Origin of the sequence: Saccharothrix sp. S26, from assembly GCF_021390395.1 — a bacterium.
Taxonomy (GTDB): Bacteria; Actinomycetota; Actinomycetes; order Mycobacteriales; family Pseudonocardiaceae; genus Actinosynnema.
Window position 1 is genome coordinate 463,022 of the sequence record NZ_JAJUWT010000002.1, and the last position, 15,112, is coordinate 478,133.

Annotated in this window: 15 protein-coding genes; 12 read left to right on the forward strand and 3 right to left on the reverse strand. The window is 72.7% G+C overall.

The features are described 5' to 3' along the window. Positions 1-113 precede the first annotated feature (113 nt). Positions 114-1,307 (forward strand): cytochrome P450, encoded by a 1,194-nt coding sequence (locus LZG04_RS04715; RefSeq protein WP_233813455.1) that lies wholly within the window; start codon positions 114-116, stop codon positions 1,305-1,307. Here LZG04_RS04715 and LZG04_RS04720 read toward each other — a convergent pair. Next, entirely contained in the window at positions 1,274-1,588 is a 315-nt protein-coding gene (locus LZG04_RS04720) for a hypothetical protein (protein WP_233813457.1), read from the reverse strand. The genes LZG04_RS04715 and LZG04_RS04720 overlap by 34 nt on opposite strands. A 239-nt stretch (positions 1,589-1,827) precedes the next feature. On the opposite strand from LZG04_RS04720, the gene argC reads away from it, so the two are divergent. Genes argC through LZG04_RS04765 form a run of 9 tightly spaced genes read left to right on the forward strand, consistent with a single transcriptional unit; the run spans position 1,828 to position 10,454 of the window. After that, positions 1,828-2,844, forward strand: coding sequence for an N-acetyl-gamma-glutamyl-phosphate reductase (gene argC / locus LZG04_RS04725; protein WP_233813459.1), 1,017 nt, complete (start codon positions 1,828-1,830; stop codon positions 2,842-2,844). Then, positions 2,841-4,013, forward strand: a complete 1,173-nt coding sequence (gene argJ, locus LZG04_RS04730; protein WP_233813461.1) for a bifunctional glutamate N-acetyltransferase/amino-acid acetyltransferase ArgJ — start codon at positions 2,841-2,843, stop codon at positions 4,011-4,013. Before argC ends, argJ begins: the two co-directional genes overlap by 4 nt. Then, entirely contained in the window at positions 4,010-4,912 is a 903-nt protein-coding gene (gene argB / locus LZG04_RS04735) for an acetylglutamate kinase (protein WP_233813463.1), read from the forward strand. The genes argJ and argB overlap by 4 nt, the downstream gene beginning before the upstream one ends. After that, positions 4,909-6,090 carry an acetylornithine transaminase gene (locus LZG04_RS04740; RefSeq protein ID WP_233813465.1) on the forward strand — a complete coding sequence of 394 codons (1,182 nt, stop codon included), beginning with the start codon at positions 4,909-4,911 and terminating at the stop codon, positions 6,088-6,090. The genes argB and LZG04_RS04740 overlap by 4 nt, the downstream gene beginning before the upstream one ends. After that, entirely contained in the window at positions 6,090-7,016 is a 927-nt protein-coding gene (argF, locus tag LZG04_RS04745; RefSeq protein WP_233813467.1) for an ornithine carbamoyltransferase, read from the forward strand. Before LZG04_RS04740 ends, argF begins: the two co-directional genes overlap by 1 nt. After that, positions 7,013-7,519, forward strand: coding sequence for an arginine repressor (locus tag LZG04_RS04750; RefSeq protein WP_233813469.1), 507 nt, complete (start codon positions 7,013-7,015; stop codon positions 7,517-7,519). The genes argF and LZG04_RS04750 overlap by 4 nt, the downstream gene beginning before the upstream one ends. Next, positions 7,512-8,435 (forward strand): argininosuccinate synthase domain-containing protein, encoded by a 924-nt coding sequence (locus LZG04_RS04755; protein WP_233813471.1) that lies wholly within the window; start codon positions 7,512-7,514, stop codon positions 8,433-8,435. Before LZG04_RS04750 ends, LZG04_RS04755 begins: the two co-directional genes overlap by 8 nt. Continuing rightward, on the forward strand, positions 8,432-9,823 hold the full coding sequence (gene argH / locus LZG04_RS04760) for an argininosuccinate lyase (RefSeq protein ID WP_308198948.1): 1,392 nt from the start codon (positions 8,432-8,434) through the stop codon (positions 9,821-9,823). The genes LZG04_RS04755 and argH overlap by 4 nt, the downstream gene beginning before the upstream one ends. After that, positions 9,807-10,454 carry a DNA-3-methyladenine glycosylase gene (locus tag LZG04_RS04765; RefSeq protein ID WP_233813473.1) on the forward strand — a complete coding sequence of 216 codons (648 nt, stop codon included), beginning with the start codon at positions 9,807-9,809 and terminating at the stop codon, positions 10,452-10,454. The genes argH and LZG04_RS04765 overlap by 17 nt, the downstream gene beginning before the upstream one ends. Here LZG04_RS04765 and LZG04_RS04770 read toward each other — a convergent pair. Then, on the reverse strand, positions 10,451-10,972 hold the full coding sequence (locus LZG04_RS04770) for an EF-hand domain-containing protein (RefSeq protein ID WP_233813475.1): 522 nt from the start codon (positions 10,970-10,972) through the stop codon (positions 10,451-10,453). The genes LZG04_RS04765 and LZG04_RS04770 overlap by 4 nt on opposite strands. A 109-nt stretch (positions 10,973-11,081) precedes the next feature. Here LZG04_RS04770 and LZG04_RS04775 point away from each other — a divergent pair, with 109 nt between their 5' ends. Beyond that, the gene (locus LZG04_RS04775) at positions 11,082-12,737 is read left to right on the forward strand and encodes a DUF6461 domain-containing protein (protein ID WP_233813477.1); all 1,656 of its coding nucleotides are present in this window, start codon (positions 11,082-11,084) and stop codon (positions 12,735-12,737) included. Here LZG04_RS04775 and LZG04_RS04780 read toward each other — a convergent pair whose 3' ends face one another. Beyond that, positions 12,738-13,178, reverse strand: coding sequence for a hypothetical protein (locus LZG04_RS04780; protein WP_233813479.1), 441 nt, complete (start codon positions 13,176-13,178; stop codon positions 12,738-12,740). 93 nt (positions 13,179-13,271) lie between these two features. Between LZG04_RS04780 and tyrS the strand changes: the two genes are divergently transcribed. Further along, positions 13,272-14,546, forward strand: coding sequence for a tyrosine--tRNA ligase (gene tyrS / locus LZG04_RS04785; RefSeq protein ID WP_233813481.1), 1,275 nt, complete (start codon positions 13,272-13,274; stop codon positions 14,544-14,546). Positions 14,547-15,112 lie beyond the last annotated feature (566 nt).

Genomic DNA, 15,112 nt, shown 5'->3' on the forward strand with positions numbered 1-15,112 from the left:
CACTCCCTCGTGGTCACGTTCGGTAGTCACCGACTCACTCGGGCGAAGGCTGCCGCACCACTCCGCCGCGTGGCTACGTTTTTTCGCAAGACCCCGACAGGGCTGGAGGCGGCATGGCCGCGACGCCTGCGACACCCCTCTACATGCGCCGGGCCGGGTTCGACCCCGACGCCGAGCTCTCGGCCGTGCGCGACCGCGACGGCGTCACCCGGGTCGAGTCGCCGCTGATGGGCATCCCGGTGTGGCTGGTGACCCGGATCGAGGACGTCCGGCAGGTCTACGGCGACGCGCGGCGGTTCGCCCAGTCCGCGCGCCACCTGGTGCCGGGCGCGCCGGCGCTGACCGACGAGGAGCTGGCCGCCGCCCGGCCGGGCAACATGCTGGCCTACGACCCGCCCGAGCACACCCGCCTGCGCCGGCTGGTGGCGCGGGAGTTCACCGGCCGCCGGATGCGACGGCTCGAACCCCGCGTGCGCGCCATCGTGGACGACCGCCTGGACGCGATCGAGCGCGGGGGCCCGCCGGCCGACCTGGTGCGCGACTTCGCGCTGCCGATCCCGGCGCTGGTGATCTGCGAGCTGCTCGGCGTGCCCTACGCCGACCGCGACGCCTTCCAGGACCGGTACGCGCGGTACTTCGACGCGTCGCTGTCGTTCGACGAGCGCCTGGCCCTGCAGCTCGAGTCCCGGGCCTACCTGACCGAGCTCGTCGCCCGGGCCAGGGTCGAGCCGGGCGACGACCTGCTGGGCGTGCTCGTGCGCGACGAGTCCGCCGGCCTGGAGGACCGCGAGCTGGTCGGCATGGCGGACCTGCTGCTCCTGGCGGGTCACGAGACCACGGCCAACATGCTCGGGCTGGGCGCGTACGCCCTGCTGCGCCACCCCGACCAGCTGCGGCTGCTGCGCGAGGAGCCCGACCGCGCCGACACCGCGGTGGAGGAGCTGCTGCGGTGGCTGACCGTCGTGCACACCGGTGTGCCGCGGCTGACGACCACCGAGGTGGAGCTGGGCGGCCACACGATCGGCCCCGGTGAGGTGGTCGTCTGCGCGTTGGCCGCGGCGAACCGCGACCCGGCGCTCGTGCCCGACCCGGACCGGCTGGACATCACCCGGGACGCGGGCAGCCACGTCGCGTTCGGCCACGGGGTGCACCACTGCCTGGGCGCGCCGCTGGCCAGGATGGAGATGCGGATCGCGTTCCCCGCCCTGGCCCGCCGGTTCCCCGGGCTGCGCGTCGTGGACGAGGAGCCGTCGTTCCGCGCGCAGCAGATCGTCTACGGTCTCGCGGCGCTGCCGGTGACCTGGTGACGGCGGCGACGGGCGTGCGCCAAGCCCGCGACGGCGGCGAGCGCGAGGCCCGTGACCAGCAGCGCGATCCCCAAGCCCGCGTCGCCCGACCGCGCCGGCCGCCCCCGGGTCGCGGTCGCCGTGGAGACGTCGAACCGGTCGTCACCCCGGATCGACGCGCCCGGGAACGGGTCGCGGCCCGGGAAGCCGTCGGCGCTCACGGCGGCGGGGTCGGGGCGCGGCGCGGAGTCGCACACCACGTCCAGCCCGATCACGGTGAGCCCCACGATCGCGGCGAGCACACCGACCCAGACCAGTGCCTTCGCCCAGGGCGGCGCGGTCGGCCGGTCCGGTCCGCCGGCGCGCCGGTCCCGTCGGCCGGATGAGGATTGCCCCCGAACGCGGTCGTGCGAAGCGTGCATCACGATGAACCCCCCAGTTCCCCTACAGGAAAGCACGACTTCGGGGAACCGCGCCCCGGTATTCGCGGAACGCCGAAAGGGATTTGAGTGACTTTGCATCAGCGTGCATACTTATCCGCATGACGGTACGGATCGCGGTCGCCGGGGCCAGCGGGTACGCCGGGGGAGAGGTGCTGCGCCTCCTGCTCGGTCACCCGGACGTGGAGATCGGCGCGCTCACCGCCGGCGGCAACGCGGGCTCGACCCTGTTCGCCCACCAGCCGCACCTGCTGCCGCTGGCCGACCGCGTGCTGGAGGAGACGACCGCCGACACCCTCGAAGGCCACGACGTCGTCTTCCTCGCCCTCCCGCACGGCCGCTCGGCCGAGATCGCCGCGCAGCTGGGCGAGGACGTCCTCGTGATCGACTGCGGCGCGGACCACCGGCTCACCGACCCCACCGCCTGGGACCGCTGGTACGGCGGCACGCACGCGGGCAGTTGGCCGTACGGCCTGCCCGAGCTGCCCGGTCACCGCGACCGGCTGCGCGGCACGCGCCGCGTCGCCGTGCCCGGCTGCTACCCGACCGTGTCGTCCCTGGCCCTGGCCCCCGCCATGGGCCTGGTCGAGCCCGAGGTGACGGTCGTCGCGGTGTCCGGCACGTCCGGCGCGGGCAAGTCGCTCAAGCCGAACCTCCTCGGCTCCGAGGTGATGGGCTCGCTCAGCGCCTACGGCGTCGGCGGCACGCACCGGCACACCCCCGAGATCGCCCAGAACCTGTCCCAGGTCGCCGGCGGGCCGGTGAAGGTGTCGTTCACGCCCGTGCTCGCGCCGTTGCCGCGCGGCATCCTGGCGACCTGCACGGCCACCCTCGTGGACGGTGACGCGGACGTCCGCGCCGCCTACGAGAAGGCCTACGCCGACGAGCCGTTCGTGCACCTGCTGCCGGAAGGCCACTGGCCGACCACGGGCGCGGTGCTCGGCTCGAACGCCGTCCAGCTCCAGGTGGCCGTCGACCGCGACGCGAACCGGCTGGTCGTGGTCGCCGCGATCGACAACCTGGCGAAGGGCACCGCGGGCGCGGCGGTGCAGTGCATGAACCTGGCGCTCGGCCTGCCGGAGACCACCGGCCTGTCCACCGTGGGAGTAGCTCCGTGAACCGCAACAAGGGCGTGACCGGACCGTCCGGCTTCAAGGCCGCGGGTGTCGCCGCCGGCATCAAGGAGTCCGGCGCGCTGGACCTGGCGCTGGTCGTCAACGAGGGGCCGGGCCAGGCCGCCGCGGGCGTCTTCACCACCAACCAGGTGAAGGCCGCGCCCGTGCTGTGGTCGCAGCAGGTGCTCAAGGAGCGCAAGCTGCACGCCGTCGTGCTCAACTCCGGCGGCGCGAACGCGTGCACCGGCCCCGAGGGCTTCCAGGACACCCACGCCACCGCGGAGAAGGTCGCCGAGGTGCTGGGCGTCGGCGCGATCGAGGTCGCGGTGTGCTCCACCGGCCTGATCGGCGAGCGCCTGCCGATGGACAACGTCAAGGCGGGCGTGGAGAAGGCGGCCGGGCAGCTCGCCGCGGGCGACCGGGCCGACCTCGACGCCGCCACCGCCGTGATGACCACCGACAGCCATCCCAAGCAGTGCTGGCAGGACCACCCCGACGGCTGGTCGGTTGGCGGGTTCGTCAAGGGCGCGGGCATGCTCTCGCCGAACATGGCCACGATGCTCAGCGTCATCACCACCGACGCGGTGATCGACGGCGACGCCCTCGACGCCGCCCTGCGCGCGGTCACCGCCAAGACCTACGACCGGCTCGACGTGGACGGCGGCACGTCCACCAACGACACCGTGCTGGTCCTCGCCTCCGGCGCCTCCGGCGTCACGCCGACCGCCGAGCAGTTCGCCGACGTGCTCACCGCCGTGGCGAAGGACCTGGTCAAGCAGCTCCAGGGGGACGCGGAAGGCGTGACCAAGGAGGTCTCCATCACGGTCAACGGCGCGCTCACCGAAGCCGAGGCCGTCGTGGTCGCCAAGACCGTCGCCGAGGACAACCTGGTCAAGACCGCCCTGTTCGGCTCCGACCCGAACTGGGGCCGGATCGCGATGGCCGTCGGCCGCTCGCAGGCCACCGTGGACCAGCACAGGCTGGGCATCGCGATCAACGGCGTGACGCTGTTCGCCGACGGCCACAAGGCCGCCGACCGCGGCGAGGCCGACCTGTCCGGCCGCGACGTCGAGATCGTGGTCGACCTGAACCTGGGCGACGGCACCGCGACCGTGCTGACCACGGACCTGTCGCACGCCTACGTCGAAGAGAACAGCGCGTACAGCTCGTGATCACGCCACAGGTCAAAGCCGGGATCCTGATCGAGGCGCTGCCCTGGTTGCAGCGGTTCCGGGGCGCGATCGTCGTCGTCAAGTACGGCGGCAACGCCATGGTGGACGGCGAGCTGAAGCGCGCGTTCGCGCAGGACATGGTGTTCCTCAAGCTGGCCGGCCTGCACCCGGTCGTGGTGCACGGCGGCGGCCCGCAGATCGCCGCCATGCTCAAGCGGTTGGGCATCGAGAGCGAGTTCCGCGGCGGCCTGCGCGTCACCACGCCCGAGGCGATGGACGTGGTGCGCATGGTGCTGGTCGGCCAGGTGCAGCGCGAGCTGGTCGGCCTGATCAACTCCCACGGCCCGCTGGCGGTCGGGCTGTCCGGCGAGGACGCCCACCTGCTCACCGCCGCCCGCCGACCGGCCGTGGTGGACGGCGAGCCGGTCGACATCGGCCTGGTCGGCGACATCGTCGACGTCAACCCCGACGCGGTGCTGGACATCGTGCGCGCGGGCCGCATCCCGGTCGTGTCCACGGTCGCGCCGGACGTCGACGGCGTGGTGCACAACGTCAACGCCGACACCGCGGCGGGCGCGGTGGCCGTGGCGCTGAAGGCCGAGAAGCTGGTCGTGCTGACCGACGTCGAGGGCCTGTACGCGGACTGGCCCGACAAGGGCTCGCTGCTGCACCGGGTGCACGCCGACCAGTTGGAGAAGATGCTGCCGGACCTCGACAGCGGCATGGTGCCGAAGATGGAGGCGTGCCTGCGCGCGGTGCGCGGCGGCGTCCCCGAGGCGCACGTGATCGACGGCAGGCTGGCCCACTCGGTGCTGCTGGAGGTCTTCACGTCCGAAGGCGTCGGAACGATGGTGACCGCCGGCGAGGTCGGCGACCGGTCTGGGGAGGACGAGGCATGAGCGAGCACCAGCGGCGGTGGCAGGCCGCCATGATGAACAACTACGGCACGCCCGGCCTCACGCTGACCCGCGGCGAGGGCGCGTACGTGTGGGACGCCGACGGCAACCGGTACCTGGACCTGCTGACCGGGATCGCGGTCAACGCCCTCGGTCACGCCCACCCGGCGATCGTGGCCGCGGTGACCGAGCAGATCGGCCGGATCGGCCACACGTCCAACCTCTACATCAACGAGCCCGCGCTGAAGCTCGCCGAACGGCTGCTCGACCTGTCCGGGGTGGACGGTGACGGGCGGGTGCTGTTCTGCAACTCCGGCGCGGAGGCCAACGAGGCCGCGTTCAAGCTCAGCCGCCGCACCGGCCGCACCAAGGTCGTGGCGACCGACGGCGGCTTCCACGGCCGCACCATGGGCGCGCTGGCGCTGACCGGCCAGCCCGGCAAGCGCGAGCCGTTCGAACCGCTGGTGCCCGGCGTGGTGCACGTCCCGTTCGGCGACGTGGCCGCGCTGGAAGCGGCGATCGACGACGACACCGCCGCGTTCTTCGTGGAGCCGATCCAGGGCGAGAACGGCGTGGTCGTGCCGCCCGAGGGCTACCTCCAGGCGGCCCGCCGGATCACCGCGGAGCACGGCGCGCTGCTCGTCCTCGACGAGGTGCAGACCGGCGTCGGCCGGCTGGGCACCTGGTTCGCGTTCCAGCAGGCGGGCGTCGTGCCCGACGTGTTCACGCTGGCCAAGGGCCTGGGTGGCGGGCTGCCGCTGGGCGCGTGCGTCGCGGTCGGCGCGGCCAAGGACCTGTTCGAGCCCGGCCAGCACGGCACCACGTTCGGCGGCAACCCGGTGTGCTGCGCCGCCGCGCTCGCGGTGCTGGACACGATCGCCGCCGACGGCCTGCTGGAGCACACCTCCGCGGTCGGCAAGGAGATCGCGACCGGTGTCGAGGCGTTGGACCACCCGCTCATCTCCGGTGTGCGGGGCGCCGGCCTGCTGCTCGGCATCACGCTGCGCGAGGCGGTCTCGGCGAAGGCCGCGGCGGCCGCGCAGCAGGCCGGTTACTTGATCAACCCCATTCAGCCCGACGTCATCCGCCTGGCGCCGCCGCTGGTGCTGGACGAGGCGGACGCCCACCGGTTGGTGGCCGACCTGCCGTCGTTCCTCCCCTCCCCAGGCCAGGAGCCGTGATGGTGCGCCACTTCCTGCGTGACGACGACCTGACCCCCGACGAGCAGGCGGCGGTCCTCGACCTCGCCGACGACTACAAGGCCGACCGGATGACGGCCAAGCCGCTGGCCGGGCCCAAGTCCGTGGCGGTCATCTTCGAGAAGAACTCCACCCGCACCCGGCTGTCGTTCGAGGTGGGCATCGCCCAGCTCGGCGGCAACCCGGTGATCATCGACGGCCGGTCCATGCAGCTGGGCCGCGAGGAGACCATCGAGGACACCTCCCGCATCCTGTCCGGCTACGTCGAGGCGGTGGTGTGGCGGACGTTCGCGCAGAAGCGCATCGACGCGATGGCGTCGGTGTCCCGCATCCCGGTGATCAACGCGCTGACCGACGAGTTCCACCCGTGCCAGGTGCTGGCCGACCTGCAGACCATCCGGCGCGTGCACGGCAAGCTCGCCGGCCTCACCGTCACCTACCTCGGCGACGGCGCGAACAACATGTCCCACTCGATGCTGCTCGGCGGCGTCACGGCGGGCATGCACGTCCGGATCGCCGCGCCGGCGCTGTTCCAGCCGCTGCCGTGGGTGCTCGACGACGCCCGCAAGCGCGCCGCGGACACCGGCGGCTCCGTGACCGTGATCGAGGACCCGCGTGAGGCGGTGGACGGCGCGGACGTGCTGGTCACCGACACGTGGACGTCGATGGGCCAGGAGAACGACGGCCGCGACCGGACGCGCCCGTTCCGGCCCTACCAGCTCAACGCCGACCTGGTGGCCGCGACCGGCGTGAAGTCGACCGTGCTGCACTGCCTGCCCGCGCACCGCGGCCAGGAGATCACCGACGACGTGCTGGACGGCCCGAACAGCGCCGTGTGGGACGAGGCCGAGAACCGGCTGCACGCCCAGAAAGCGCTGCTGGTGTGGCTGCTGGAGCAGTCGCGATGACCAGGACCGCGCGCCAGGCCCGCATCGTCGAGCTGATCTCGCAACGCGCCATCCGCAGCCAGTCGGAGCTGGCGAAGACGCTCGCGGTGGAGGGCATCGAGGTCACCCAGGCCACGCTGTCGCGCGACCTGGACGAGCTGGGCGCGGTCAAGCTGCGCGGACCCGACGGCGGCGCGCCCGTCTACGTCATCCCCGAGGACGGCAGCCCGGTGCGCGGCGTGCAGGGCGGCACGTCCCGCCTGACCCGGCTGCTCGGCGAACTGCTGGTGTCGGTGGACCACTCGGGCAACCTGGCCGTGCTGCGCACCCCGCCGGGCGCGGCCCAGTTCCTGGCCAGCGCGCTGGACCGGGCGGCGTTGCACGACATCGTCGGCACCATCGCCGGTGACGACACCATCCTCGCCGTGGCGCGGGAACCGCTCACCGGCGCGGACCTGGCCGTCCGCGTGACCGCGCTGGCCGCGGGTGAGGACCAGCAGCGGCAGGCCGAGCCCCATGAGTGAGCGGGTCGTCCTGGCCTGCTCCGACGGGTCGGACGCGCTGCGCCTGCTGGCCGGGCGGGCCGAGGTCGTCGCGGTCGTGGTGGACCCCGGTCGGGGCGAGGACCCGGAGGAGCTGCGCCGCCGGGCGCTGGACGGCGGCGCGGTCGACGCGGTGGTCGCCGAGGCCCGCGACGAGTTCGCCGACCGCTACTGCCTGCCCGCGCTGCGCGCGAACGCGTTGCGGTCGGCGTCGGCGCTGTTCGCGCCGCTGGTCGCCGAGCACGTGGTCGAGACCGCCCGCAGGTTCGGCGTGACGACCGTGGCGCACGACCGCGCCGGCGCCGACCGCACCCGCTTCGAGGCCGGAGTCGCCGCCCTCGCACCCGACCTGACGGTCCTCACCGTCGCACCGGCCGACGAGCGGGCGGACCACCGACCGGTCGGCCGGATCGAGCCGGGCGACCCGGACGAGCTCGTCGTCACGTTCGACCGGGGCAGGCCGGTCGCCATCGACGGCGAGACCGTGACCATGCCGCAGGCCGTCCGGGAGCTGAACCGGAGGGCGGGCGTGTCGGGGGTCGGCCGGCTGACCGGCGTCCCCGCCTACGACACGCCCGGCGCGAGCGCGTTGACCACCGCTCACCAACAGTTGGAGGACGTCACCCTGGAGCCCGACCTGGTCCGCTTCAAGCGGCAGGTCGAGCGGCGCTGGGGTGCACTGGTGCACGAAGGCCTGTGGTTCTCGCCGCTCAAGCAGGCGTTGGACAGCTTCATCGACGACACCCAGCGGCACGTGTCCGGCGAGGTCCGGCTCGTGCTGCATGGTGGCCGCGCGGTCGTCGCCGCCCGGCGCGGCGAGGAGCCGCCGGCCCCGGGCTGCGCGCCACCGCGCGGCCTGCCGACCAAGATCGCCGCGAAGAGGGATTCGATCACGTGAGCTCATTGTGGGGTGGCCGGTTCGCCGGAGGACCGGCGGAGGCGATGGCGCGGCTGTCCGCGTCGACGCACTTCGACTGGCGACTCGCCCCGTACGACATCAGGGGTTCCCGCGCGCACGCCCGCGTGCTGCACCGGGCCGGCCTGCTGGCCGACGACGAGCTGGACCGCATGCTGGCGGCGCTGGACGCCCTGGAAGCCGACGTGGCGTCCGGCGCGTTCACCCCGACGCCCGCCGACGAGGACGTGCACACCGCGCTGGAACGCGGCCTGATCGAACGCGCCGGACCGGAGCTGGGCGGCAAGCTGCGCGCCGGCCGGTCCCGCAACGACCAGGTCGCCACGCTGTTCCGGATGTGGCTGCGCGACGCCGCCCGCCGGGTCGCCGCGGGCGTGCTGGACGTCGTCGAGGCGCTGGCCGACCAGGCGTCCGCGCACGCCACCGCGGTCATGCCCGGCCGCACGCACCTGCAGTCCGCGCAGCCCGTGCTGCTCGCGCACCACCTGCTGGCGCACGGCCAGGCGCTGCTGCGCGACGTCGACCGGCTGCACGACTGGGACAAGCGCACCGCCCTGTCGCCGTACGGCTCGGGCGCGCTGGCCGGCTCGTCGCTGGGCCTGGACCCGGCCGCGGTGGCCGCCGAGCTGGGCTTCGACGGGCCGGTGGAGAACTCCATCGACGGCACCGCGTCGCGCGACTTCGCCGCCGAGATCGCGTTCGTGCTCGCCATGATCGGCGTCGACCTGTCCCGCATCGCCGAAGAGGTGATCATCTGGACGACCGCGGAGTTCCGCTTCGCCGTGCTGGACGACGCCTGGGCCACCGGCAGCTCGATCATGCCGCAGAAGAAGAACCCCGACGTCGCCGAGCTGACCCGCGGCAAGTCCGGCCGGCTCATCGGCAACCTGACCGGCCTGCTGGCCACGCTGAAGGCCCAGCCGCTGGCCTACAACCGCGACCTGCAGGAGGACAAGGAGCCGCTGTTCGACTCGGTCGAGCAACTGGACCTGCTGCTGCCCGCCCTGGCCGGGATGATCGCCACCATGCGGTTCGACACCGAGCGCATGGCGGCGGCGGCCCCCGCCGGGTTCACCCTGGCCACCGACATCGCCGAGTGGCTGGTGCGGCAGGGCGTGCCGTTCCGGGTGGCGCACGAGGCGGCGGGCGAGTGCGTCCGGGTCGCCGAGGGGCGCGGCGTCGGGCTGGAGGAGCTCACCGATGAGGAGTTCGCCACGATCTCGCCCGCGTTGACGCCCGAAGTGCGTAGCGTGTTGACCGTGGAAGGGTCCATCGCGTCACGGGACGCGCACGGCGGCACCGCACCCGACCGGGTCGCCGAGCAGTTGAAGAGGTTGCGCGACAAGGTCTCCGTTGCCCGCAACGCCTAGGCAGTTCACCGAGCAGGAGCTCGCCGTCGACCCGGTCGACGCCGCGCGGCTCCTGCTCGGCGGCGTCATCGAGTCGACCACCGACGAGGGCGTGGTCGGCGTGCGGATCGTCGAGGTCGAGGCGTACCGGGGCGGCGACGACCCGGCGTCGCACTGCTACCGCGGCCGCACCCCGCGCAACGACGTCATGTTCGGCCCGGCCGGACGCCTCTACGTCTACTTCGTCTACGGCATGCACTTCTGCGCCAACGTGGTGACGCTGACCGACGGCGTGCCCGGCGCGGTGCTGCTGCGGGCCGGCGAGGTGGTCACCGGGTCGGCGCTGGCGCACGCCCGCCGACCCGCCGCGCGCAGCACCGCCGAACTGGCCAAGGGCCCGGCCCGCCTGACCAGCGTCCTCGGCCTGGACCGCGGCCACAACGGGGTCGACCTGACCGCGCCGGGCGCGACCGTGCGGCTGCTCGCGGGCGACCCGGTGGACCACTCCGACATCCGCACCGGCCCGCGCGTCGGCGTCGCCGTGGCGGTGGACGTGCCGTGGCGCTTCTGGATCGACTCGCCCGCCGTCAGCACCTACCGCCGGGGCACCCGCCGCACCCGCGTCGTCGCCTCGGCCCCCGAACCCCGCTAGACCTCGCCGAAGACGTGGGTGCCGGGCGCGTCCGCGTCGTCGCCCGCCCAGAACTCCACCCAGTGCCGGACGAACTCGGACTTCGACATCGAGCCGTCGCCGTCGAGGTCCAGCCGGGCGAACGCCTCGTCGGTCGGCGCGTCGTCGCCGGTCCAGGCGTGGATCATCCGACCGTACTCGGCCGCGGAGATCTCGCCGTCGCCGTCCTCGTCGACCGCCTCGAACATCGACTCCGCCGTGGCCACCACCAGGTCGAGCATCGTGCCCAGGTCGCTGACCACGGACAGCACCTCGTCCACGGTGACCTTGTCGTCGCGGTCGTGGTCCGACGCCGACCGCAGCGTCTCCCACCACCCCATCATGATCTCCCGCAACCGACCGTCGTCGGCCCCGCCCCGGATGTGCGCCCACCGGTCGGTCAACGCCTCGAAATCGGCCCGCTCGAGGAACCCGTCACCGTTCGAGTCCATGGCGGTGAACACGATGGAGGTCTTCTTCCGCTGCAAGTCGCTGGCCACGGAAGCAAACTTCGTCGCCGAACGGCACGAGGACAATTGGCCAGCCGGGGCAAACCCCTGCGCGCCCGAGTGACACTTCCGTGACGGTCGGTAGTGCCAGGATGGGCCCATGGGGAAGATCGACGCGTTCGCCACCGTGATCGCCGCCCACCTGCCCGCCGTGGCGGACCGCATCCCGCCCACGCCCGCCGCCACCCTGGGCCGCCTCGGACCCACGCCGGAACCGACGACGACGGCGGCGGAGGCGCTGCGCCGGCTCGGGCCGCTGCTCGCCGAACGGGTACTGGGCGCGCTGGAACTGCGGCTGGCCGACCTGCCGACCCACTCCCACGGCCTGGTGCGGGCGCCCGCCCCTGTCACCGGGGCGTTCGCCGTGGTCGGCACCGGTGGTGACAGCGAGACGTCGACCGCGGTGACGATGCTGGACGCGCTGCGGCCCGGCGTCGCCCACGAGATCGCCACCCTGGTCGACCGCCTGCGCCACCACCCCGCCCTGTCCGCCCACTTCGACCCCCGCGCGCTCACCGCCGACGTGGACAAGGCCGCGGCCCCGAGCCCGCACCCCAGCCCCGAAGCCCGAGCCGAAAGCGCGCTCGCCGCCCGGCACGCCACACCCCACCTCGCCCTGGCCCTCGTCACCGCGCACGCCGTCCTGCACGAACTCGACGCGGCCACCCCGGCAGCCGTCGTCGGGGTCGCGCTCGGCGTCACCGCCCTGCACCTGTCGCGCACGCCCCGACCCGCCGCGCTGACCGAGGCCAGCCGAGCCCGGCACCGCGCCGACTACCGCTTCCCCGTGGTGTCCCACGGCCACGTGCCGGTCCGCGACCACCACTTCACCCTGACCGAAGCCGAAGCGGGCACCCCGGTCGCGCCCGACTTCTCCGCCAACGGCCTCGTCACCACCACGCCCGGCGGCATCGCCGTCCGCACCGCCGCCGACCACCCGGTCGACGTCCAGCTCAGCGTCCTGACCGGCCCACCCGACGAAGACCTCGAGTGGTGGGACGAGGTGGTCGAGCTGAGCTGGCGCGCCGAGCGCGGCGACGCGCGCATCCCGGGCCGACCGGGACGCCGGCAACGCCACCACGCCGCCACCCCGCCGTGGCCGGGCGACTACCGCGTCCGCGTGCACGCCCGCGGCCGTGACGGCAACGACGCCGAGGCCTACCACCTGGCCGTGTGGGAGGCCCCGCCCGCGCCCGAGCACGTGATCAAGCGCCTCGACACCACCGAACCGCCCCATGCCGCGCACCGGTGGGTCGAACGCAGCCCGATCAGCGACGCCGCCACCGTCACCGTGATCACCGGCTCGACCGTCGACCGCGTCCTGGCCGCCTTCGACGCCACCGGCACCGCCTCACTGCGCGACCTGCTGCTCGGCCACGACCCGCGACCGTGGGTGGCCGTCCACGAGGTCGACGGCACGGTCGTCACCGTCGAGCACAACGGCTACCGGGGCGCGAACGCCCAGGTCCTGGCCGCGCTGTCGGAGCACGGGCGGGCCGCGAGCATGTTCTGGAACGTCAACGCGGTCACCAAGCTCTCCTTCGCCGAACGCGGCCGCCTCCTGGCCGCGTTCGAGCCGTGGGCGACCCACCACGTGCCGGACGCCATCGCCGACCTCGTCGCCGACCTGCACGGCGCCCGGCACAAGAAGGCGCGCGGCCTCACCGCCGTCGCCCGCTTCACCGGCCGCGGCTTCACCCCGGACGACCTGCGGGCGATCGAGGAGGCCGCCGTCGCCCACCTCATCGGGCGGTGACTAGCGCACCGTCCGCCGGTACCACACGCGCCGCTCGTGCGCGGGCAGCGCGACCCGGGTGATCACGTTGGTCAGCACCGCGCCGATCAGCAGCCACAGCAACGCGGCCAGACCGTCGTTCAGCAACGTCCGCAGCCCGGCGCTCGCGGGCGTGAACAGGTCGCGCAGGCCCAACGACACCCCCGCCGACCACGAGTCGATCATCTGCGCGAACCCGTTCGCCGGGTTGGCCCCGCCGATCACCAGGAAGATGTGGATCGCCAGCACGATCGCGAACAACCAGCACAGCAGGTCGATCACGGCGCACACCACGCGCACCGCGCGCACCCGGCCGTCACCGCGCTCGACGACCTCTTCCTCCCGCGAGTACACCGGCTCGGCCGGGGTCACGAACTCGGTCGGACGGTCAGCGGGACGTCGGTCGTGGTTCGGGTAGGTCATCGCCGCGGTCCTCTCACTAGAGCCCTCAGGGCGACTACCCGGCGCGGACACCGCCTCAAACCGCTTTGACCAGGTGGAGGAGAATGGCCTCCCGTGAGCGAGCACATCCTCGATGAGCTGTCCTGGCGCGGCCTGATCGCGCAGTCCACCGACCTCGACGCCCTGCGCGGGGACCTCGACGCGGGCCCGCTCACCCTCTATGCCGGGTTCGACCCGACCGCGCCCAGCCTGCACGCCGGCAACCTCGTCCCGCTGCTCATGCTGCGCCGCTTCCAGCGCGCCGGGCACCGGCCGATCGTCCTGGCGGGCGGCGCCACGGGCATGATCGGCGACCCGCGCGACACGGCGGAGCGCACGCTCAACTCGCTGGACACCGTCGCGGAGTGGGCCGGGCGCATCCGCGGCCAGCTCGAGCGGTTCGTCGAGTTCGACGACGGCCCCACCGGCGCGATCGTGGTCAACAACCTGGACTGGACCGGGAACGTCTCGGTGCTGGAGTTCCTGCGCGACGTCGGCAAGCACTTCTCGATCAACGTCATGCTCGCCCGCGAGACGGTCAAGCGCCGCCTCGAAGGCGACGGCATGTCCTACACCGAGTTCAGCTACCTGCTCCTGCAGTCGCACGACTACCTCCAGCTCAACCGGAAGTACGGCACCACGCTCCAGGTGGGCGGCTCCGACCAGTGGGGCAACATCATCGGCGGCGTCGACCTGGTCCGGAAGGTCGACGGCAAGTCCGTGCACGCGCTGACCGCGCCGCTGGTGACCGACGCCGAGGGCCGCAAGTTCGGCAAGTCCACCGGCGGCGGCAACGTGTGGCTCGACCCCGAGATGACCTCGCCGTACGCCTGGTACCAGTACTTCGTGAACGTGGGCGACGCCGACGTGCTGCGCTACCTGCGGCTGTTCACCTTCCTGTCCCAGGAGGAGATCGCCGAGCTGGAGCGGCAGACCGCCGAGGCGCCGCACCTGCGGGCCGCGCAGAAGAAGCTGGCGGAGGAGTTCACCAACCTGGTGCACGGCGAGCACGAGACCCGGCAGGTCATCGCGGCGAGCCAGGCCTTGTTCGGCCGGGGCGAGCTGCGCGAGCTGGACCTGTCGACGCTGGAGGCCGCGATGGCCGAGGCACCGACCGGCGAGGTTCGCTTGGCCGACGGGCCGACCATCGTTGACCTGCTCGTCAGCTCCGGGCTGGCGGAGAGCAAGGGCGCGGCGCGGCGCACCGTGAAGGAGGGCGGCGCGTACGTGAACAACTCGAAGGTCACCGACGAGGAGTGGGTGCCCGCCAAGGAGGACCTGCTCCACGGGGCGTGGCTGGTCGTCCGGCGCGGCAAGCGCAACACCGCCGGGGTGCGGGTGCAGGTCTGACCTGCGCGAACCGCTCGTACGCGGCGTGACGTCGAAGGCCGTCGGTCCCACCTGGACCGGCGGCCTTCGCCTTGTTCGAGTGTGATCGCGGTCACACTGTTGCGCGTGGACCGGGTCGGATAGCGTGGGGTGGACTGCGGCACGGGCTGCTGACCTGCGGTTTCAGCCTGTGGCGTGGTGCTGCGCCCCCGATTTGACCTCTGGTTCGGGTGCGTGTAACTTTCTCCATGTCAGCACGGAACGGGCCGGGAACACCGGAACGGAGTGCGGCAGGTCACGAACCAAGCTCCCGCTAACGTGGTAGAGTGGGTGACCTCGGAACGGAAGACCCAGTCCAGGCTCGTCTGAGCCGTTGCGACCGGGGCGTCTGGTTTCCACTACAAGCTTTAGCTGAATCACAAGCCTCGGATCGAGCCGCGCGAGCGGTGCGTGATGATGTGCGCGTGTTCTTTGAGAACTCAACAGCGTGCCGAATAGCCAGTAAATTTATGAACCTCGTCAAGAGGTTTCCTTTGAGATTGTTACTGGACAACTGACATTACTTGTCAGTGTTGTTCGGAGCGATC